Annotated in this window: 23 protein-coding genes and 1 pseudogene; 4 read left to right on the top strand and 20 right to left on the bottom strand. The window is 37.5% G+C overall.

The window, feature by feature from the left end:
* Nucleotides 1-34: 34 nt before the first annotated feature.
* The 8 genes from KH400_RS06290 to KH400_RS06325 form a co-directional block, all read right to left on the bottom strand.
* Nucleotides 35-1063 carry a cytochrome d ubiquinol oxidase subunit II gene (locus KH400_RS06290; RefSeq protein ID WP_217223008.1) on the bottom strand — a complete coding sequence of 343 codons (1029 nt, stop codon included), beginning with the start codon at nt 1061-1063 and terminating at the stop codon, nt 35-37.
* A 15-nt stretch (nt 1064-1078) separates the two neighbouring features.
* The gene (locus KH400_RS06295; protein ID WP_217223010.1) at nt 1079-2410 is read right to left on the bottom strand and encodes a cytochrome ubiquinol oxidase subunit I; all 1332 of its coding nucleotides are present in this window, start codon (nt 2408-2410) and stop codon (nt 1079-1081) included.
* A gap of 354 nt (nt 2411-2764) precedes the next feature.
* Nucleotides 2765-3295, bottom strand: coding sequence for a CueP family metal-binding protein (locus KH400_RS06300; protein ID WP_217223012.1), 531 nt, complete (start codon nt 3293-3295; stop codon nt 2765-2767).
* A 354-nt stretch (nt 3296-3649) separates the two neighbouring features.
* Nucleotides 3650-4510, bottom strand: a complete 861-nt coding sequence (locus KH400_RS06305; protein WP_217223014.1) for a GNAT family N-acetyltransferase — start codon at nt 4508-4510, stop codon at nt 3650-3652.
* A 114-nt stretch (nt 4511-4624) separates the two neighbouring features.
* Nucleotides 4625-5578, bottom strand: a complete 954-nt coding sequence (locus KH400_RS06310; RefSeq protein WP_246589403.1) for a TRM11 family SAM-dependent methyltransferase — start codon at nt 5576-5578, stop codon at nt 4625-4627.
* A 273-nt stretch (nt 5579-5851) separates the two neighbouring features.
* Nucleotides 5852-6412 (bottom strand): LOG family protein, encoded by a 561-nt coding sequence (locus KH400_RS06315; RefSeq protein WP_217223016.1) that lies wholly within the window; start codon nt 6410-6412, stop codon nt 5852-5854.
* A 244-nt stretch (nt 6413-6656) separates the two neighbouring features.
* Nucleotides 6657-7052 carry a C40 family peptidase gene (locus KH400_RS06320; protein WP_217223018.1) on the bottom strand — a complete coding sequence of 132 codons (396 nt, stop codon included), beginning with the start codon at nt 7050-7052 and terminating at the stop codon, nt 6657-6659.
* A gap of 179 nt (nt 7053-7231) precedes the next feature.
* Nucleotides 7232-8599, bottom strand: a complete 1368-nt coding sequence (locus KH400_RS06325) for an MFS transporter (RefSeq protein WP_246589416.1) — start codon at nt 8597-8599, stop codon at nt 7232-7234.
* Nucleotides 8600-8784: 185 nt separating this feature from the next.
* Here KH400_RS06325 and KH400_RS06330 point away from each other — a divergent pair, with 185 nt between their 5' ends.
* Nucleotides 8785-9279 (top strand): L,D-transpeptidase family protein, encoded by a 495-nt coding sequence (locus KH400_RS06330; protein ID WP_217223159.1) that lies wholly within the window; start codon nt 8785-8787, stop codon nt 9277-9279.
* Between the two features lie 345 nt (nt 9280-9624).
* On the opposite strand, the gene KH400_RS06335 is transcribed toward KH400_RS06330, so the two are convergent.
* The 8 genes from KH400_RS06335 to KH400_RS06370 all read right to left on the bottom strand — a co-directional run bounded on the left by KH400_RS06335 (nt 9625) and on the right by KH400_RS06370 (nt 15711).
* Nucleotides 9625-9951, bottom strand: a complete 327-nt coding sequence (locus tag KH400_RS06335) for an MGMT family protein (protein WP_217223022.1) — start codon at nt 9949-9951, stop codon at nt 9625-9627.
* A 36-nt stretch (nt 9952-9987) separates the two neighbouring features.
* Nucleotides 9988-10581: a DNA-3-methyladenine glycosylase I gene (locus KH400_RS06340; protein WP_246589404.1), complete on the bottom strand. Its 594-nt coding sequence runs from the start codon at nt 10579-10581 to the stop codon at nt 9988-9990.
* 308 nt (nt 10582-10889) lie between these two features.
* Nucleotides 10890-11885: a C-terminal binding protein gene (locus KH400_RS06345; protein WP_217223024.1), complete on the bottom strand. Its 996-nt coding sequence runs from the start codon at nt 11883-11885 to the stop codon at nt 10890-10892.
* A gap of 37 nt (nt 11886-11922) precedes the next feature.
* A complete protein-coding gene (locus KH400_RS06350) occupies nt 11923-12888 on the bottom strand; it encodes a sugar kinase (RefSeq protein WP_217223163.1) in 966 nt (321 codons plus the stop codon).
* A gap of 55 nt (nt 12889-12943) precedes the next feature.
* Nucleotides 12944-13627 carry a ribose-5-phosphate isomerase RpiA gene (rpiA, locus tag KH400_RS06355; protein ID WP_312889066.1) on the bottom strand — a complete coding sequence of 228 codons (684 nt, stop codon included), beginning with the start codon at nt 13625-13627 and terminating at the stop codon, nt 12944-12946.
* A gap of 41 nt (nt 13628-13668) precedes the next feature.
* On the bottom strand, nt 13669-14667 hold the full coding sequence (locus KH400_RS06360; RefSeq protein WP_217223026.1) for a LacI family DNA-binding transcriptional regulator: 999 nt from the start codon (nt 14665-14667) through the stop codon (nt 13669-13671).
* Nucleotides 14668-14870: 203 nt separating this feature from the next.
* The gene (locus tag KH400_RS06365) at nt 14871-15206 is read right to left on the bottom strand and encodes a thioredoxin family protein (protein ID WP_217223028.1); all 336 of its coding nucleotides are present in this window, start codon (nt 15204-15206) and stop codon (nt 14871-14873) included.
* Between the two features lie 229 nt (nt 15207-15435).
* Complete coding sequence (locus KH400_RS06370; RefSeq protein ID WP_217223030.1) at nt 15436-15711, bottom strand: hypothetical protein; 276 nt, start codon at nt 15709-15711, stop codon at nt 15436-15438.
* Nucleotides 15712-16160: 449 nt separating this feature from the next.
* Here KH400_RS06370 and KH400_RS06375 point away from each other — a divergent pair, with 449 nt between their 5' ends.
* Both KH400_RS06375 and KH400_RS06380 read left to right on the top strand, forming a co-directional pair.
* On the top strand, nt 16161-16535 hold the full coding sequence (locus KH400_RS06375) for a hypothetical protein (protein WP_217223032.1): 375 nt from the start codon (nt 16161-16163) through the stop codon (nt 16533-16535).
* A 311-nt stretch (nt 16536-16846) separates the two neighbouring features.
* Nucleotides 16847-17461, top strand: coding sequence for a stalk domain-containing protein (locus KH400_RS06380; RefSeq protein WP_217223034.1), 615 nt, complete (start codon nt 16847-16849; stop codon nt 17459-17461).
* A 36-nt stretch (nt 17462-17497) separates the two neighbouring features.
* Here KH400_RS06380 and KH400_RS06385 read toward each other — a convergent pair.
* Nucleotides 17498-18232 (bottom strand): annotated as a pseudogene (locus tag KH400_RS06385) (NAD-dependent deacylase).
* Between the two features lie 250 nt (nt 18233-18482).
* On the opposite strand from KH400_RS06385, the gene KH400_RS06390 reads away from it, so the two are divergent.
* A complete protein-coding gene (locus KH400_RS06390; protein WP_217223036.1) occupies nt 18483-19439 on the top strand; it encodes a hypothetical protein in 957 nt (318 codons plus the stop codon).
* 151 nt (nt 19440-19590) lie between these two features.
* On the opposite strand, the gene KH400_RS06395 is transcribed toward KH400_RS06390, so the two are convergent.
* From KH400_RS06395 to KH400_RS06405, 3 genes are all read right to left on the bottom strand, one after another.
* Nucleotides 19591-20172 (bottom strand): YdcF family protein, encoded by a 582-nt coding sequence (locus tag KH400_RS06395; RefSeq protein ID WP_217223038.1) that lies wholly within the window; start codon nt 20170-20172, stop codon nt 19591-19593.
* 303 nt (nt 20173-20475) lie between these two features.
* Nucleotides 20476-21261, bottom strand: a complete 786-nt coding sequence (locus KH400_RS06400) for an enoyl-CoA hydratase (protein WP_217223040.1) — start codon at nt 21259-21261, stop codon at nt 20476-20478.
* Between the two features lie 53 nt (nt 21262-21314).
* Complete coding sequence (locus KH400_RS06405) at nt 21315-22085, bottom strand: 3-hydroxyacyl-CoA dehydrogenase (protein WP_217223041.1); 771 nt, start codon at nt 22083-22085, stop codon at nt 21315-21317.
* Nucleotides 22086-22090: the final 5 nt, after the last annotated feature.

Genomic DNA, 22090 nt, shown 5'->3' on the forward strand with positions numbered 1-22090 from the left:
ATGAATAGGATGAATCTAGTTTGTAACCGTTCATTTATTTTTGATGTGTGAGGTACCGTTTATCTTTAAGAAACAATCGCCAAAACCATAAGAATAGCGGTATTAAAATGGCCATTCCTATGCCATAACCAAATAGTAAAGAGCGGTACATCGTTAAATTAGTTAGCGCGTCATCAATCGTTAAATCAGGGTAAATGATGTACGGCATATGCGACATACCATATGCTAAACTCGCAAGACCAATCTGAACAATCATTAATAAAACTGCGACACGAGGCTGACCGATCGTACGTTTTTTCGAAGGCCACCATAGCGAACTATAACCGATTGAATACGCAATGAGACTCAACGCGAATAACTCCCATTCTCTTGCCATGTTTTCAACCATCCACATCGCTTCAGGAATTAACGTTAACGTCGCGGCAACAGCAAAGCATAACATGATCGGCCCAAATATAATGGCATTTCTTCGGTACACGTTATAGGTGTCTGTTGATTTGGCTTCACTGGCATAATCACTTAGAAACAGGGATGATAAAAACAATTCAGCAGAAATCCCAAAACCGATATGTGCATATAATGTAGGACTAGTAAGTAACTGGTCATATAGGATATAGTGACGGTCCCCCACCACTTCAATAAAACCACCTATAATAATAGGTAATACACTGACCATCAGCGCTGGGATTAACAACCCAGTGATTCCTGAGATATAAGTAAAGAGCTTCGTATACTTCTGTACAGAATAGGAATAAACCATGAATGCACTGCGAATAATCAGTAAAATCAATACAAAACTAACCGGAACAATCATTACCGATCCTAATGCAAACGCAGCCCCTGGAAAAAAACCGACAAGTGCAACAACAAGTAACACTAAAAATACATTTGTCACTTCCCACGAAGGAGATAAATATAGATTTGCAAAATTCGCAGCTGTTGTATCTTTTCGACCGTAATAATACATAGACCAAAAACCTGCTCCAAAATCAATTGCTCCTGCTAACGCATACAGAAACAGAAACAACCAGATAATTGTAATCGCAATTTGAGCTTCACTCATTTCAATCCCCCTCACCTAGACCGATGACTTCATTTCAAATTCTTTTGACAACGGGTTTCGCTTAAAATATGTACGCATAACCAATGCTGTAAGTACTAATAGGAAAATATACAATGATACAAATAGCGTGAAAAAGAAGCCAAGATTTCCTGATTGTGTTGCGGCATCCGCTGTTCGTTGAAAACCTATAATTGTCCATGGCTGTCTTCCTACACAAGCAAATATCCAACCTGTCTCAATCCCCAACATAGCAAGAGGACCACTTCCAACTAGTAATACTAGTAACCATTGAGGATATCCCTTTTTGAAAAAGATCCGATAAGCAATTGCTCCAAAGGAAACCGCAATTAATAACGTTCCAATCCCAACCATAATATTGAATAACGTATGGACAAAAAGAGGTGGCCATTCATCTCTTGGATAATCATTAAGTCCTTTTACAACGCCTTCTGTGGAACCTGTTGCCAGCCAGCTTAACATGCCCGGGATTTCAATACCGCCAACTACACGATTAGCTTCTGGATCTGGTGTTCCAAAAATCGCAAGAGGGGCATTATCCTGAGTTTCAAATAACCCTTCTGCTGCCGCTAACTTAACAGGAACATTATCATATAATCCAACAGCAGCTGAATGTCCATTTACTGCCGTCCATAACGAGGTAACTGCCCCAAATATAAGTGCAATCATTAGTCCCTTCCGATAATATTCTGTATTTCTGTTACTTAAGTTAGCTTTTAGTAACTTGTAGGCAGCAACAGAGGCAACGACGAATGCTGTTGCCATGTAAGCACTACTTGCCACATGCACAGCCGTATAACCAAATGCTGGATTCATCACAGCTTCCCACGGGCGAACATTCACAATTTCTCCGCCACTTACATCAAACCCAGTAGGTGTGTTCATCCACGCTTGTGCATTTGTAATTAATACAGCCGAGGCCACAGCTCCTAGTGCTACAAAAAATACGCTAATGATACGCATCGTTGAGGACAAACGATCAGCCGCATAAACATAAATTGATAAGAACAATGCTTCAAGAAAAAAAGCGAAAATTTCTAACGTAAACGGTAAGGCGATCACTTGACCAACTATTTCGATAAAACCAGGCCACAATAATGAAAGCATGACACCGACGATCGTGCCAGAGGGAATTGCTACTCCAAGTAGTATCGCTACTGCTTTCGTCCAGCGTTTAGCTAAAATGCCGTAATCTTGATCTTTCTTAATAGCTCTCATAATTTCTGCAATCAAGATCATAAAAGTAAGACCAACCCCTAGGGTCGCAAAAATAATATGAAATGCTAATGAGCTGCCAAATAACATTCTGGCAAGCCATACATTATCCATGTTATCCTTCCTCTCTAATTCAATTTATAGAGTTATTTTTATTCAGGGTGGATAATTTATACATAAATAATATGTAGAGCTAACGGAGGAAGAGATTTCAAACTCATAATCTTTAGAATAGGAATTTTTTAATGAAAGGTAGTGTTAGAAGAGAAATGATTTCTAAGTTTTGTACGTAAGCTTTATTTCTGGCACAAAAAGAGGCTGTGACAAAGGGTTGGTTTTTACCTTTGTCACAGCCTCGAAGCAATGAGCGATACGCCACCATCTTTTAAAAGTCCGGTGTGAGTGGGTTTCTCACAACGGCATGTGACGAGTGAAGCCATTGCCAATATTAATTTTATCCTGACCTCTTTATGTCAACTGCATTGTTGTAATGCACGTTCCGTCTTCTTCAAACGTAGAAAACTCCGCTTCTACCGTTTTTCCATCATGCTCGATCTTTGTATAATACGTTTTATCTCGTGGGATCCATAAATCAATAAACCCATTAGGCAGGGATTTTAACGTATCGTCCACGACAACATTTCCTTCTTCATCTTCAATATAAACATCAAACTCTTCATTTACTAGTTCACCTTGACAACCTGTCAAGCTATGATTCATTCAAGGATGAGTTTCATTGACGTAAGGTGCAATTGAAACAAAAAATTCGTCTTCAGGTAAGTCATAAGTTGTTTCGTTTCGGTCACTGTCATTCACAACCAGTTGCTGTGATGTGATCGATGCGGTGTGACCAGTTATGTTACCTACACTATAATCGTTCACCAATTGTTTTATATCCTCTGTCTCAGATAAAGAGCTTCCTTCGTCTGTAATTTCACCACTACAAGCGACTAACACAACGGCAAGCAAAAAGCTAAGAGAAAAGATGATATATTTCATTTGATTTTCACCCCCCACTGTTCCTTTCAATTTAGAATTATACCATTTTTACTTTACAAATAGATCTCATAGCACTAGTTGACACAATATATTTACATTTTGTTATTCTAATAGTTTCATAGTGAACTTACATCACCCCTTAAACCATATAATTATCTCTCTATACTCAATCATAAGAGGAGAATTTGAAGAAAATATGAATACAAGAAAAAAAGCTAGATTGAATGAAGGACACGACAATCTAGCTTTCAAATATATTAACTGACAACCATTATATCTTTAGTTCTCGCCCCATCTCAATATCAAGTCATACCTACCTCTGAATAACGGAACTCTATTTTGTATGATTATTTCTTAGTTCTTTACTTCTCCCCCATATAAAATCCATGCTGGTGGTATTTCAAATGGATGGATAGCCAGTAGGGCCTGAATTTGTTTCTTCGTAAAATCAATCCATATGTATGTATCACCTTCTGTTCTCTTCGTTAACTGTCGATAGGCAAAAGTAATTGTATCCCACAATCCTTTTTGAACTGAGAAGTCACACCATGGATAGACAACATGTAAATAATGATCCTTCTTTTGATCATATTTTGTTATGAGGACTCTTGTTTTTGATTCATTTTCGTAAAAGGACCAGTGTTCTATTTCGTTCTCTGGAAATAACGCTTCAGAGGCGGGGAAAGGGTAATAACATTCGTATGGGAAGACTTTTGACGATTGAATAAAAACTTCATTAAGCCAGTATTTTTTTCGCTTAGTTGAATGAACCGGCGTCCAAAGATTAGCTCCTGATTCAAGCTTAGATATATCCTTTGTAACGGCACCGTGTAACGTTATATAAGGTGAAAGTCCGAGCTTTTCAACAACACGTTGAGCAGGGAGATTATGCTCCTGTGTGTTAGCTCCGATCCAGCAAACACCCTTGATTTTCCTCGCTTCATTTAAAACATATGTTAATACGTCAGTTGCATAATTCTTTCCCCAATAACGACGATCGCTTCTTAGACGTCCTAACATCGCATAACGTCCGGCAAATATCGAATAACCGCCCATACTGATCATTTCATTATTCTCGAATAGTCCAAATAATCGATGGTTTCCGGTTGTAAGATGGTCAAAAATATGACCGATATAATCACCCTCAACAGCAGTATCCATCGCTGCAAAATAAGGATAATCTTTACTCGTTAACTCCCTGACCTTTGTATTCATTGTCTCTTCCTCTTCTACCTTATTACTTTTATTTATGAGGTTGATTGTTTTTACCTCGATCAAACTACATCGCTCTAGACCTACGAGACCAGTGTACAGTTCATAAGATGATCATTAATTACAAACAATAACCTGTCTAGTAAATCCTGCTTTTTTCGCTACACATCGATCAATGATGTCAAATCCCGCTTCGATAATAATTGAATCGATCGTTTCAATCGTTATAACCACCAATTTATCAGTAAACGTCCGAGCATGTTGAAGCATGCTTAACTGCTCGTTAGGATCTAGCACTGAACAAAGGTTGTAAGGCATATCGATAAACGCTACATCATACCGACCGCTAACCTTACGAATATCCCTTAATAGCACTTCACAGGTAAAACCAAAGTGTGCCACATTTGTCCTGGCACCAATCGCTGCCAAAGGATTAATATCACTGCCTACAATATCAATTCCCATTGATAAAGCTTCAATAAGCACGGTTCCGATCCCACAGCAAGGGTCAATCGCTTTCATTCCTTTTGGGTGCGGTACCCCTATATTCACAACAGCCCTAGCTACGCGTGTACTCAAAGCTGTCGAATAATTCTGTGGCTTTTTTTGGTGCTGTAGCCAAACGGACTCACCCTTCAGATAAGTCCCGAACAACCAACATCCATCGATTTTCATCACAGCAAAAATCAACTCTGGATCCTTTAAGTCGGCTTCTCCTTTCAGGAGTAAGCCAAAGTCCCGTTCAATCTTACGCCGCTCTTGAAAATCAACTTTATCACTCTTCCCACCATGAGAGATAAACATGACTTTGAATGTTGTTTCGATTTGCTCCATCTGCTTAATTTGTTCAGCAAGTCCTTCTCTTGTAGTCCCTCTATAGATTACTTCAATTCGTTCTTTTATAAACGGGCTTCGCCTTGGTTCAATTCGTACATTTGACTCCAACACCATAGATTCTGTGTCCATTCCAAAAAGTGAGCGCATTTCCAAGCGACATAAAGAAACCTCATCCTCATGACATGCAAATATATAAACATACTTCATGTATTCTCCGCTAGTTAAAGTCAACATATTCACCTTCATCCTCTAACCTTTCATCTCAATGGTCCATATAAATGAAAGAACAATTATTTTATGTCATTACATTTAAAGATCTTATTCCTATCTAAAAAATAAATAGTACAGCAATCCCCTAGGATACCGACCAATTTTCAGCTCAATTATAATCTTTGCAAATACAATCCTTATGCGCATACAAAAATGACGACCTTTTCTGAATGATTTGTTGTAACATCCACAAAACGGCCGTCAATCATAAACCTCTATTTATGAGGGTACTTAGCGTTACTCTTTCCATTTCGTTTGTTTATAATCAAAATCCTCTAGCTTCTCAAGAAGAATATCAACGTCATCTTCAATAATAAGGGTGCTGAAAAATTCTTCTGACAAAAATCCAGACGAAACCATATGGGACAGTAAATCTCGAAACGGTTCATAGAAACCATTTATATTATACAACCCAACTGGTTTTTGGTGAAATCCCACCTGTTGCCAAGTTAACACCTCAGCAAGCTCTTCAAGCGTACCAATGCCTCCTGGTAACGCAATAAATCCATCTGCAAGCTCGTACATCTTATTTTTTCTTTCATGCATCGTTTCGACAATGTGGAGATCATTTAACTCTATATGAGGTACGTTGTCGTAAAATTTTTTTGGGATCACACCTGTCACCTTCCCGCCATTCTCAGTAACTGAGCGAGCCAATTCCCCCATTAATCCAACATTTCCTCCTCCGTAGATCACTTCTAGTTGATCTTGAGCTAACTTCTTACCTAGCTCAGCGACTTTCTCTGAATAAATAGGGTCCCCACTGCTTGACCCAAGAAACAAGCATAAGCTCTTCATCAGATCTACCTCCTGTCAAAATCAGTACGACCTCTTTGTTTATTTTATGTAAAAGATCGTATCATATTTTATATCACATTCATAAGTTGTTACGAAATTGAACGAACAACTAGCGGTGAAATTAAAAAGCATCAACAACCGTAACATCCGGTAAAAACATTTAAATTGAGCTACCTTAATTCATGATAATACGAATTTCCGAATTTAGATTTTGTTTACCCCTTCACTAAAGTAATTCGGTTACTCAAAAAATCAATCTCTTCGCACCAAGAAAGACACCTTTCCAATAACGATTCAGTGAAGAAATTTGCACTTTTTTCCCTTTAAGAAACGTGTGTAATATTTTCCCATTCCCTATATAAAGAGCAACATGCCCTATTCTTTCTGTACCGAACCGATATCTTCTATTTTTTGTTGTAAAAAACAACAAATCACCCTTTCGAATCTTTTGAAAAGGGACTGGTCGACCAACCTGAAATTGTTGCCGAGAATTACGGGGGAGACGAATACCATGAACGCCAAAAATATACTGGATAAAAGAACTGCAATCAAAGAAGTTTGTTTGAAATGGGGCTGCATTAAAGCGATAAGGTTTACCTATTTGTCTCAAACCAGTATCAATAATCCTATCTACTAGCATGGTGTTCTCCCCTTTCTTCTGGAGTATTACTACATCATACTAATAGATAGCGAGAAATGAATAGACAAGAGAATTAGAGCAACCATACATTTTTTTGAACAATGTTCATCCTTTTAGCATAACCCCCATTTTTAAGGCTGATAAAGTTAATTCAATCAACCCCCTCACTAACGTACGGTTTATATAGTTCTAAGGGAAAAGTAAAAGAAACAACCATTTAATATCGTCAAAACGGTTATCCCGATAAATACGTTACTATACATAATTCCATTTGCTTCGGCTAAGGAAAAAGGATTAAGCAGGATACTACTATTATAGTCCAAAAACTTCCCGATAATTGTACTCCCGAAGGCACCTGCCATTAAATTAAATAAATTATAGATTCCCATACCAACACCAATTTCATTTCTAGACAAAGCTGTTGAGATCAGACTTGCGGTCGATGTTTGAATGAACGGAAAAGCGATGTAACAAATGATAACGACAATACCAAGAACCCAAAATGTACTTCCTATAAAGGTTGATAGTAGGATGAAACCTAGAATCATTAATCCAAATGCCATATATACGACTTGTTTTGCCCCACGATTTTCAACTAGCATACCGGCCCATTTACCAGCAAAAACCGCAATCATTGCCGCGGGGAATAGAGTAAAACCTATATACAAAGCATTTAATCCATTAACGTCACTTAACAGTAGCGGTAACATAAACATCATCCCAAACATCGACATAATACCGAAAAAGCCTGTAATTATCGTCGTTCGGAAAATATTATTTTGAAACAAGTCTGGGTGAATAAATGGGTGATCACTCTTCCTTACCCTCCAGGCAAACAAAGCAAAGAACACAATCGTTATGAGAAGATACCACCAATTAAATAGCGTAATAAAAAGCATAATCGATGCTGCACCTATGGCAATCAACACGGCACCAAGGATATCAACTTTCCCATCTCTCTTCTCCTCTTCTGGCATCCAGATCCACAAAAGTGGAATCGCAAATAACACTAACGCAGAAATTAAAAATAAATATTGCCAGTTTAGTGCACCAGTAACAAAACCGCCAATGACAGGACCAACCCCAGAAGCGAAAGCCATTGTACTTGAAACGATACCTAATACTCTTCCTCGTTCTTCAGGAAAATACCTTGATGGTACGATAAAAACTAAAGCTACAATTGAAGCTGCACCAGTAGCCTGAATCATCCGGGCAAAAATGACCAGCAAAAAGTTCGGTGCGAAAAAGCCTAATATTGAACCTAAACTAAATAAACAGAGCCCGACCGTTAATAACATTTTTAAAGGATATATATCTGCTAACTTTCCGTACATTAATGCACCGATCGCATACAAAATAATATAGCCGGTCACGACCCAGCTTACTTGAGAAGGTAAAAGTGAAAACGAATGGGCGATATCGGGCACTGCGATCATGAACATGGTCCCATTCATTACAGAAAATAATAACACTGAACAGATTAATAGAATAATTTTCTTTTTTTCTACATTGGTTAGATTAGTTTCTATGTTTAGTTGACGTGTCATCGTTGCCACTACATATAACATCTCCTCTGTTATGATTTAAACGATAGTAGTTACATTACTGTTTAAAACTACATTTCTTTTAAATAATTCGATATCTAACTACCTAATCATTTACATTTGAGAAACCAAATGCCAAGATCTACATACAATGAATTATAACCATTATAACAACGGAGGTTTTTACGCTGATTCATACGGTTAAGCTAGGTGAAACACTCACACAAATTTCAATTGATTACCGGACACCACTTTCTGAAATTATTCGTGCCAACCCCTCCATTAATCCTAACCTCATTTATCCAGGACAATCGATCGTTATACCCGGATTTCCCCCGCTTAATACAATTCCTTATCATATCAATGTCTCAGTATCGAATCGTACACTAACCCTACTAAAAGATGGTATTTTTCAAAAAGAATATCCAATTGCAGTAGGAAGAATCCTTCATGCGACACCCGTAGGAAATTTCATCATCATTAATAAAGCACCAAATCCTGGGGGGCCATTCGGTACAATGTGGATGAGTTTGTCGAAACAGTACTATGGCATTCACGGCACCAATGATCCAAGCTCCATTGGTCAAGCCGTTTCAAGAGGTTGTATTCGAATGTTTAACCATGATGTTGAGGAGTTAGCTAGTATTATTCCAATCGGAACGACAGTTACCATTCATCCGTAAAAAACGCGCATGGAGGGGTCCACCACCACCGCCAGGGTCCCCTCCTTAAGCACCAAATGGAAGAATGAACGAAAAAAAAGAACACCAACAGTACATTTGCATGACACTGAAGGTTACCACCCCGATAATACATATATTTCCATTGTAACGACCTCATGTTAAACAATAGTATATATACTATACATAAATGTATCAATAAATTCTATGAATATAACAATTATATGTAAAATAATTGAAGTGAAAAAGCAGGTCGCTGATTTCAACTACGTCCTGCTCTCCATTTAAAGTACCTACATGCTCATTCTTTTATAATGTTAAACTATGTTTATCATTCAATGAATCGATCTACTGATGTTGATCAGCTTTTGATATCCCCACTTGATATTTCGCTAAATCAACCAAACCATTTTCTCCTACTTCAACGCCTTCTACTTCCAGTTTTATTATTTGTTCGTGATAAGACTCTTCGTTTGATAGAGAAATCTGTCCTTTTGCGTTAATGACACGATGCCATGGCAGAGAATACTTTTGACTCATGGAATGGAGAATACGCACGACTTGTCGCGCAGCTCGGTGATTTCCAGCCAGGCTCGCAACTTGGCCATAAGTCATAACCTTTCCTACTGGAATGTTTCGGAGGACCTCGATCACTTTTTCAGTAAAAGGTTGCACCTGTACACCTCCCCATTATTTTATCTAACATACTGGTTATTGCTGCATCCATGTATTCGACCTACTTTTATGGTGTGGATGACAAAAGCAGTCTAGGGTATGGTCATTTACCATTCCTACGGCTTGCATAAAAGAATAACAGATTGTGCTGCCTACAAATTTGAACCCGTCTTTTTTTAATTGTTTACTCATTCTGTCACTTATTTCGGTATGAACTGGCACTTCTTCAGCGGTTTTCCACTCATTTATAATCGTTTCTCCTTCAACAAATCTCCATATATAGTTTGAAAATGATCCGTGCTCTTCTTTTATTTGCAAAAATGCCTTTGCATTCGTTATAACACTTTGTATCTTCATCTTATGGCGTATAATCCCTACATCTTCTTGTAGTGATTGAATTTTCTCATCTGTATATTGAACAATCTTCTCGGCGTCAAACTGATCAAACACTTTGCGATAATGGTCTCTTTTTTGTAAAACTGTCCACCAACTTAGTCCAGCTTGTGCCCCTTCTAAACAGATCATTTCAAATAGAAGTCGATCATCAAATACAGGAACTCCCCACTCCTTATCATGATATTCTCTATATAGTGGCTCTTTATTTGTCACCCACGCGCATCGATGTATCATTTAAGACCAAATCCTTTTTTCTATTATATTTTCTATTATTACACATTCCTTTTATATGATAAAACAAACGTTTTTTAATCCGCTAATAAACTGATTATACACCTTCCTTATTAACATTTCTTCTAGCATGGTAAATTCGCCTATTTATTGGATAGGATTGCAAGATACAGTAAAACCATTTAAATCCAAAGCATTTATCGAGACTGAACTGAATAAGAATGGTAACATGGTTACTTAAAAGCATGAAAAATAGGCACAACTCCTTTGATAACAGGAGTGTGCCTATTCACTTCATTTATGTTTGAGTATTATTGTTTGTCTTTTAAATTCAACTTCTCTTTTACGTCCTTGTTAACTAGGTACGTAGGGAAATATCCAGATAACACATCAGCGACATTTTCTGCTGTTTTTCGCTTTAACTCATCTTGAGCTTCAACTGAATAGAAGGCCGCATGCGGATTAATAATGACATTATCCATTTTTAGTAGTGGGTTATTTGGGTCAATTGGCTCGACCTCTAATACATCTAATCCTGCTCCTGCGATTTTTCCTTCTTGTAGAGCCTTGATCATTGCCTCTTCGTCAATAACTGGTCCTCGTGCCGTATTGATAATAAATGCTTCTTTTTTCATTGTATCAAACTGTTCATGACTAATAATTTTTTCTGTGTGCTCATTTAATGGAAGATGAACAGAAATATAGTCTGATCGTTCACAAAGCTCGTCCAAACTTACAAGCTCGGTGCTGAATTCTTTCGCAACAGATTCAGGTACGAACGGATCGTAGGCAATGACGTTAACCCCAAATGCTTGTGCCTTTCTCGCCAATGTTTTTGGAATGTTGCCAAATCCTAAAAGACCTAGTGTACGCCCTCTTAACCGGTTGATAGGCACTGCCACTTTGAAATCCCAATCTCCGCCTTTAACTGTGTTATTTAACAATGTTACTTTACGTACACTTGATAGAAGGAGTGCCATAGCATGATCAGACACTTCATCTAAGCAATAATCGGTAACATTACCTACAACGATTCCTTTTTCCGTAGCAGCATCAATATCGATCGTGTTAAAACCAACACCATAACGAGAAATGACTTTACAGTTTTCAAGCTTCTCAATTACGTTTCGTGAAATTGGAGCATATTGATTGATCAATGCATCTGCATCTTTACAAGCAGCAATAACATCTTCTTCTGTTTTACATTGCTCTAACGTCAATTCAATACCTAGCTTATTCAATACTTCTTCTTCAGGTACGAACGAATCGTACTCATAATCTGTAACAACAACTTTAAATTTACTCATTTTTTAGCACTCCTCTGTAATTAAATGTATTAGTCCCTTACCTTTTTACATCTCGTTCAGTTGATGATGGGGTCATAAATTGTTCAACGGATTGGTAAGTGGGTAACCCTTCAAAATCACCTTTCATCCTAACAACCATTGCCCCAATCGCATTTGCTCGTTTCACGACTTGTTGTAATGACTCTTGACGTAAGATGCCACTGATTACACCAGCAGCAAAGCCGTCTCCAGCTCCAACTGGGTCAACGACTTGTTCGACCGGGAATCCTTCAACATACGCTTTTTCATCACTCGTATGCACATACGCCCCTTGACTACCAAGCTTGATAATGATCGTTTTGTCTCCAGTAACATCTAGGGTAGCAGCCACATCCTCTACCTCATTTTTCCCTGTCATAAATTGTCCTTCATCTAATCCTGGTAAAATGACATCAGCATGAGAAGCAATTTCTCCTAATATTTTTTTTGCTTTCTCTTCTGTCCAAAGCTTAAATCGCACATTAGGGTCAAATACAATCATGACACCATTTTCTTTTGCGACATTAACCGCTTTCATTATCGTTTCATAGCATGAATCACTTAATGCTGCGGTAATACCTGTTAGGTGTAATATTTTTGCATTAGCAACCGAATCTTCATCTAAGTCATTGGGGTTAATGATACTTGCAGCAGACCCTTTTCGATAATAATAGACATTCATATCTTCAGGTGACAGCTGTTCTTTAAAAATTAAACCTGTAGATGCTTGGGTTGTGAACAGACATGTTGAGGTGTCAACACCTTCCCCACGTATGACCTTATGAATGTACCTTCCGAATGGGTCGTCACCCAGTTTACTAAACCAACGCACAGAATGGCCAAGTCTCGCTAACCCAATCGCTACATTTGATTCAGCCCCTCCAACTCGTTTCGGAAATTCATTTACATATTCTAATGGAAGCATTTGTTCCGGTTGAAAAAGGACCATCGTTTCACCAAATGTAAATACATCATTTTTTGTCATCATCTACACCCCTTTCTTGTTACAATTAGGTTGTAAAACTTGAATTCAGCATCGATTACTTTTTTTCTAAAACATGAGTACCCTCATTTTCAGCAACTATGACTTTGTCTGTCATACCGATGAACAACCCAGTTTCAACGACACCGAGTAATTGTTTGAGCTCGTAATGAAGAGCGGTTGGATCTGAAATTGTTTTAAAGTCACAATCTAGAATATAATTTCCATTATTTGAAACGAAGGTGTTGCCACCCTTCTTCCTTAATACAGGCTCACAACCGAGATTAGCTATTTTTCGTACTGTATTTTCCCACCCGAACTGAACAACCTCAACAGGTAAAGGGAAAGCTCCAAGTTTTTCCACTAACTTGCTATTATCAACAACGATGATCAATTCTTTTGCTGCATCGTTCACTAACTTTTCTCTTAGGAGCGAGCCACCTCCACCTTTTGAGAGGTTAAAATCAGGGTCAACTTCATCGGCACCATCGATCGCGACATCCAACTCACTCACTTCAGAAAAGTAAACGAGTGGAATACCGAACTCTTTTGCCCAGCCTTCTGTTCGAAGAGAAGAAGGAACACCTCTTACATTCAAACCTTGCTCAATACGTTCACCTAATTTCTTCATCATCCAGTAAACGGTAGAACCCGAGCCCAGACCAATCGTCATACCATCTTTAATATACTCAACAGCCTTTTCTCCAACCGCTTTTTTCTTTAGATCCACATCACTTAACACCAATCGTTACCTCACCTTTCTCAAGTCGAAATAAGCATAGATTATAACGTTGTTTCTCGCTTTATTAATGTAACCGGCAACACCGTTGTTGTCTCTCCTGACAGTTCTTTGTCTTCCATTAAGCTTAATAAGGTTTGAGAAGCCTTTGTTCCTAGCGTTTCCTTATCTTGTTCAATCGTTGTTAATGGTGGATAACTGTGCTCACTAAAGTTAATGTTGTCAAACCCTACAACTTTAACATCTTGCGGAACACGTTTTTGATGGTCACGTAAAGCTTTTAATGCACCGATCGCCATCAAATCTGCACATGCAAAGATCCCATCAAATGTAACATCAGCACGAATCAGTTGCTCAATACATTCAGTTGCATAATGAACATCAAAGATGATAGGGCGCACCAAGTTTTTATCAATCTCAAAGCCGTAGGTTTTTAATGCTTCACAATAGCCCCTATGCCGTTCATTCATCGGAAAATTATCACGCCTGTTCCTGATTAGCACGATGTTTCTGCACCCTTGTCTGAGCAATTCTTCAGTTGCCATAAACCCACCTCGGAAGTTGTCTGATTCTATCACACGAACTTCCTCACTTAAGGTTTCACGACGATTAATACAGACGATCGGCAATCCATGCTTCTTTGCTTCATTTAGGACATTCATCGTTCCAGAAATGGAAATCAATCCATCAACACCTCTAGCAACAACATCACGAATTAATAGCCTCTCCTTAGCGGAATCCTCACTTGTGTTGTAAATAAAAATAGAATATCCATTAGGCACAAAAAAATTCTCTATCGCTAGTGCAATACGTGCATAATATTCATTTGTAATATCAGGGACAATGACTCCGACGGTTTTAGATTGTTTAGTTCTTAAACTTTTTGCTACAACATTTGTCTGATAATTATTTTGCCGGAGAATCTCTAAAACACGCTGTTTTGTTTCTTCAGAGTAGCCCCCACTTTCATTTAGGACTCTAGAAACCGTAGCTGTAGAAACCCCTGCCAAATTCGCTATTTCTTTTATCGTTATTGTAGCCATGATAATCCCCGCCCTTTAACGTAATCGTTTACGTAACCACGAAAAAAATATTGTTTTTTTCTTTAATTTTTAAGTTGCGTAATCGTTTACGTATTTATCATAAATGATATGTTTTCAATATGCAAGCGATTTCTGCTTCATGTTGTGTAAAACATTTTAGAGTATATTGAATTCTAACATCCTTTTTATCGAATAAATTAGCGCTAGGAATTAGTCAGGCGATACATTTTTTGTATTTTTTCATTTAAAGATTCTATTTGGACAAAACGCGCCTCTCTAAAATATTCTTTACCTTCTATATAGAAGATCAAAGCAGGTACAGTGAATACTGATAAATAGCCCGCTATCTCTTCAAGATGATCTGCATTAATAAACCCAAATTGTATTCGCGGATATTGCATAAGCACTTCCTTTACTTGTGGTAACAATGCATGGCAAACCCCACAATTTGTCCTTGATACGTATAAGAAACTAAGCGAGTGATCCTGTATAAACGTTTCAACCATTTCTAGTGATGTTAATTCAGTCAACCTCTCCACCCCCATGCGTAAAATAACGGTTTAACTATTATCACAAGATAACCCTTTCTTTGTTATAGCATGCCTACGTACACGATATACCATTCCTTTATTCGAATATTCATCTTTCGCATAATAAACCCGGATGGTTTGATTATAGACAACATCTTAAATCGAGGTGAATAACTCCATACATCGATGTGTAAAGGAATGAAGAAGAATTTCCACACAAAAAAAAAGACTACTAATTTTAGTAGCCAGCAGGATTATCAATCCAATGGAAATCTGTAACCTGAGGATTATCGATAACTTCAATTGGTAATTGTGCTTTTAAAAATTTTACAACCATTTTATGCTCAAGTATTTTCATTAGATTTAGTGGCGGAATATTATATTTCTTTACAAACTCTCGTACACTGTATGCCAAGGTTGGATTTGCTTTATATAGTTTCACATGTTTATTCAACCGAATCCATTCAATAAATTGTTTCATAATCTCCTCTTCAAAGTTAGCGTGTGTCTTCATTTAATCATCTCCTTCAAACATTACTAATAGAATATTAGATTTTTTCATTGTCCTAAAGTATGACCGCTGTATCACCGTTCAACTAATTCATCATGGGACTGGCTCTTGTTTTGCTCATTTTTCTGATGGATAGCCCAATATAGCTCTTCTTCTGTATATAAAGATAATTCAATGTTTGTTTTATAAGTCATCCTCATCACTCCTTTTATTGTTAATCTGATTATAAAATAAATTATAAATATTTAGATAATTATTGTTAGTTTTTATCACAAAGAAATTTTAGTTACAAATTATGAATAACTCACCGTTAAATGTTCCTACTGCAGATTGGCACTACGAAAAGGTTTACGACTAAAACATTAATTGGTTGAATAGTATGTTACAAAGAAAGAAAACAACACGGTCTGACAAGTCATCTCTACTACATTATTAATATAGGTGGTGTATAAATGAATGATCTATTGAATCGAGTGAAAGGTTGGATAAAATTTAGTGCATTTGAAAAATTGACCACCGCAGCCCCTGATGAGATCACAACCTATGTCCATGCCATGTTTTATGAAGCCAATAACAGACGAATACAACACTCGTTACCAATGAGAGATATTGGTCTTATTGAAGGTTATGATGTTCGCTGGATAACGCCATTTGATCCCTACGTGGATCCATTTGTAGATTTTGATACATTATCGTTAACCAATATTGATACAGGGTATATTTCCTCAACTAATACGTACGTTGCTCTTTTCCAATATGAAAGTGGTGAAGCTGGCGGGTTATACCTACCTGTATTAGATGAGGAAAACACTCATTTATGGAAATAGGTTAAAATCAACATATTACCTTAGAATAGCCACGATATTCAAAATCTCTCCATTACTTGTTGTAACCAGAAAATAGGTTGAAAAGAATGACTAAAGTAGTGCACGTAGAGGCTGGCACAAAAGGTTGTTTTTTTACCTTTTGTGCCAGCCTCATTCCTATGAAAAAACAACTCCCCGTTAATACTCATCAATAGGAAAATCTCACCACTTTCCAGATATACAAAGATCGATAAATTAGGTAAAAACTAAGTTGCCTTTTGGATAATTTTAGTAGATTATAAGTGTGTAAATGGTAAAAGGAGGTGTAGAGATTGCGTACAAAACGAATGACCATAGTATTTGCCATGGTATTTTTACTTGTTCCAACAATTGCTCTTGGAGCTGGGGCGCAAATTAGTGCACTGTTAGCTCCTCACATACAAATTATTAGCTCGGGTAAAAACATCGATGTATCTGACAATCCAGCCATTATGTACAATAATAGCACTTATGTACCTCTTCGTGCTATAAGTGAAGCGATTGGGTACAATGTACGGTGGGATGGCGAACGTAGCCGTGTTGAGCTAACTGAACCTGATGAAAACAATGTAATTGAAAAAGATGGTATCCGAATAAATGATTACATCGCCAAACCAAATGTGATGAAAACATTCGATATTATTAGTGGACAAAAAAATGGTGAAATTGTTTATACAATAACTGAGGAATTAGACTTTAAGGCAACGGTTACTTTCGAAGTATTAAACTATGACAATAAAGTAATGACATATGAAACGATCATCTTACAAGAAACTGAACCTGGAACATATAAACAAAGTTTTTATTCTGATTATTTTCGACTGCCGTATGATCCAGAAATAAATAATTTAGGCATATACGAAGAACAAATGGCAAGTGACTATACGTGCCAACTGAGATTGAATTAATGGCAGATAAACCACCGTTCCAATTGAAGCGGTGGTTTATAGCAATTGATTTGTTTCTGTTAATACGTCTCCTATACGACAATTTTGAATAACCAAGTCAGCATGTTGATCAAGTTCAGTTGGTTCCATATTTACAATGACTAACCTAGCTCCATTCTCTCTAGCATGTTCTGGGAACTAGTTTGCTGGGGATACTGCTAATGAGGAACCTAAAACGATAAACAAGTCCGATTTTTCAGATTCATAAGTGGCGCCATTGATAGCATGTTCCGGTAACCCTTCTCCAAACAATACAACAGAAGGTCTTATAAATCCCCCACAAGCACAATTACGTTCTCCGGTTACAAAGCAGTCATTATCATATGTCGTATCACACTTATGACAGTGACAATGCCTTAAAGAGCCGTGTAGCTCATAGATTTTTCTATTACCAGCAGCTTGGTGAAGGCCATCAACATTCTGGGTGATGATTGACTGAATAAGTCGTCTCTGCTCCCACATCGATAATATTTGATGACCTGTGTTCGGTTCCACGTCTTGTAAGTCATGAATTCTCTTTGAATAAAAGTGAATAAAACCTGATCTGTTAGTTTCCATCGCTTCGATACTAGCTAATTGTAGCGGATTGACATCCTTCCACATCCCATTTGATGCCGAACGAAAATCTGGTAACCCGCTCTCAGTTCCCATTCCTGCGCCAGTAAAAACAACGGTATGTCTAGATTCAGACAAATACGTCTTAAGTACATCAATTTTAGCTTTTATGTCCATTGAAATTCACCTCAAACCATACAATTTTTTAAAGTGCTCATCAAATTTAATTTAGTGGATATTTCCAGAATAATACAACTTTTAAGCTTCATACAGTATATCAATCATCGAATCGACTACTCAACTTGCTTAAATTCTATAAACGTATGACATCACCTAAGCGCACATGGAAGATTTTAAGGATTACTATTTTCAAGTCAATCTGTTACATTTATTTTTGAATCTAATCATATTATTAGGGGGAAGTACGTTGAAAAAAGTTTATTATCTTTTAATACTTGTAGTATTTGTTCTTGGACTATCTGCATGTAATAATAACTCAGCAAAAGAAACATACATTGATACTTATCAAGACCTACTGGATGCTAATTCTTACGAAGTAACATCATCTTTTAGCCTTAATATTCAAGCAGACCCTATGCCGGACGACCAAGATGTGCAAATGGTCTTAGAGCTTCTTAACAACGCGGAAATAACAGCTGAATCTCGCGTTGATATGGAGCAAGGAATCTCTGAAGTTATTCTTTCTCTTCAAACAAATCAAGGTCCACTATCATTTAACCTAGATATTCCAATCCATATCGATGATAACAACGAACAACTATATATTAAAACGGACGTACTTAATGATGTGATGGAGTTATTCCCTGTCATGCCATTACCTGCGGACTTCTCATTTGAAAAAGAATTTATTGAACTAGACGTATATTCAGATTTAGATAATGAAGATCAAAAAATGCTTGAACAACAATATCGTAAAGAAATGAACTCGTTGTTTGATCAATTACCAGAAGAAAACTTCCAAGAAAATGATAATGTGTTTGAACTCAATATCGAGGGCGATCAAATCAAGCAGTTACTGGTCACTTTAATCGAATCTACTATTGAACATAGTGGCGAAATCCTTGATCCAGCAGATAAACAAGAGTTGGAACATGTCATAGAACAAATTACTTTTACAACATTTACGATCCAGTCTAAAATTGAAAATGGTCAATTGCAAAATGAAAAAGTTTCATTCGGGCTTGAAGCTGAAGAAGGTCATGAAAAAGTCAACATCGACATTTCTGTCATTAATAGCTATTCAAAAATTAATGAAGCGATCGATTTTGCATTAGAACCAACAGAAGAAAACACAATGACTCAACGAGAGCTGGAACAACTAATTAGCGAAATGATGATGGAAATGATGTTCCATCCGTATTAAAATATCGATTAGGAGTTGCCTAACTGGGCAGCTCTTTTATTATGTAATCAAGCATGTGTTAATTACATTCCATAATCCGTTCCACTAACTCTATAACACATATTCAATTAATTCATTGTGTTTTTTGATTTCGTCTTGTCACCTTCCCACGTTACATAAGTAAATACTTATAAAAGGCTGGAAATTCTCTAACTATCGAATAGAAATCCCTAACTTCAAATATTTCAGCATGTGCTCCTCTTACTTCTTTAAATCCTTGCTTTTCAAATGCTAGCTTAGTCCTAGATATATGAAAGTATTGTGTGATAACCGTAACTGACCGTACATCTAAATTCCCCATGATCCTCCGAGCATTTTCTGCTGTCATCGTTGTGTTATACCCATTGCTATCTGTAAAAATCGAATCACCCGAAACACCATGTCCTACTAAGTACTCTTCCATAACCTCTGCTTCATCATAACCCTCAACACCGAGACCTCCACTAACGATGATAAAATCCAAATAACCGTCTTCATAAAGCTCAATGGCCTTATCCAATCTTGCTTGCAGTCGCTCTGAAGGGTGACCATCTCGTTCTACTTTATTTCCTAACACAACTCCAACCTCTGTTTTTTCTAATTCATCATTTAGACCATCAATAATGACCGCGGCTGTATGAATGACAAACCAAATACTAAAACAAAGGAATACCATTACAACAAACCTTAGCAATCGTTTTCCTCTAGTCGTCATATAATCCCTGCCTCATAAATAATTGTTTTTTCTACAGTATCATAGGTTGTATAATTTGGGTATTTATGGTGTTCTAATTATTTTATTTTCTTATTATGATAAATATATAACTATTACGGTACGTGAAATTTTTAGAGGTGATACCTTATACGCTCAATTAATACCCCTTATCACAAAATGACCTGCCACACGTTTACTCGCAAATGCGATAAAATGGATAGCGCGACTAAATATAAGCACCTGCGCTGAATGGTAGGCACCAATCAACGCAGGTGTAGTAGCGGCTATTAAAGCTTGAATGATTTATTGATGTTTGAAGTTAGGAGTTCGTTTCTCAATAAAAGCGCTGACTCCTTCCCTGACATCTTCAGTATTAAAAACGTCCACAAATAAATCCGACTCATGATCAATCGCTTGCTCAAACGATTTTTCCATACCTTCATTTACTGCTTGCTTAATCCTACTTAATGCTTGCAAAGAATAGCCTGCCATCTTCTCGGCTAATGAACGAGCTGCTCCCATCCCTTCACCAGTTGGAGCTACTTGGTTGACTAAACCAATTTGGCGTGCTTCTTCTGCTGAAATGGGATCACCGCTAAACATTAACTCTTTTGCTTTTGCTTCGCCAATGAGTCTTGGTAACCGTTGGGTTCCTCCGCCACCAGGGAATAAACCGAGCTTAACTTCTGGTAACCCTATTTGTACATGTTCTTCTGCGATACGGATATCACAGGTTAAAGCAAGCTCACAACCACCACCTAATGCCATCCCATTTAACATTGCAATCGTAGGCTTCGGTATCTCATCGATTAGATTTAACACGCGATGTGATTCCATATTTAATGTCTTAAACTCGTCATCACTCATGTCGACCCATTGTGGGAATTCTTTAATATCAGCACCTGCCATAAATGCTCGGTTTCCTGCTCCCGTTAAAATAACTGCGATCACGTTGGGATCTTCAGCAATCCCTGTAAATGCTTCCCCTAATTCTTTTGTAACTTGAACACTTAGCACATTCATCGGTGGATTATCGATTGTTACCGTCGCTATTCCGCGTTCAATTTCTACATGGACTAATTTTTCCATTTGCTTTCCTCCCTATCATTATATAGATTTAGTCATCAACTAAAAGAATAGACTTACTTCGGCTGCATACGAATGGCTCCATCAAGTCGAATCGTTTCGCCATTTAACAATGGGTTTTCGATAATACTCTTTGCTAGCATTGCATACTCCGATGGAAAACCTAAGCGAGGTGGGAATGGTACCATTTTTCCTAATGCGTCACGAGCTTTATCCGGTAATGAGTTAAATAACGGAGTCTCAATTAAACCTGGTGCAATCGTCATTACACGGATACCGTGCCGTGCAAACTCTCGTGCAATTGGTAATGTCATACCGACGACCCCACCTTTTGATGCACTATATGCAGATTGTCCGATTTGTCCATCAAACGCCGCCACCGATGCCGTATTAATAATAACCCCTCTTTCGTCTTCATGATTAGGAGTATTAGAAATCATCCGTTGGGCTGCTAGACGAATCACATTAAACGTGCCTACCAAATTGACTTGAATGATTTTATTAAAATTACTTAAATCATGGACGCCTTCTCGTCCTACCACTTTTTCCGCTGGTCCAATCCCAGCACAATTTACCACCGTGTTAAATGAACCAAATTTTTCAATCGTTTCGTTCAATGCAGCAGTAACCTCTTCTTCACTTGTCACATCAGTCTTTACAAAAAGAACATTCTCAGAACCTAACCGTTCTACAACGGCTGCCCCCAATTCTTCAGATAAATCAAAGATTGCAGCTTTCCCACCACTTTCTACAATATTCGTTACCGTTGCTTCACCTAATCCAGAAGCTCCTCCTGTCACTACAGCAATACTTTCGTTTACTTTCATCAATC

It is taken from the genome of Desertibacillus haloalkaliphilus, assembly GCF_019039105.1.
Classification (GTDB): Bacteria; Bacillota; Bacilli; order Bacillales; family KJ1-10-99; genus Desertibacillus; species Desertibacillus haloalkaliphilus.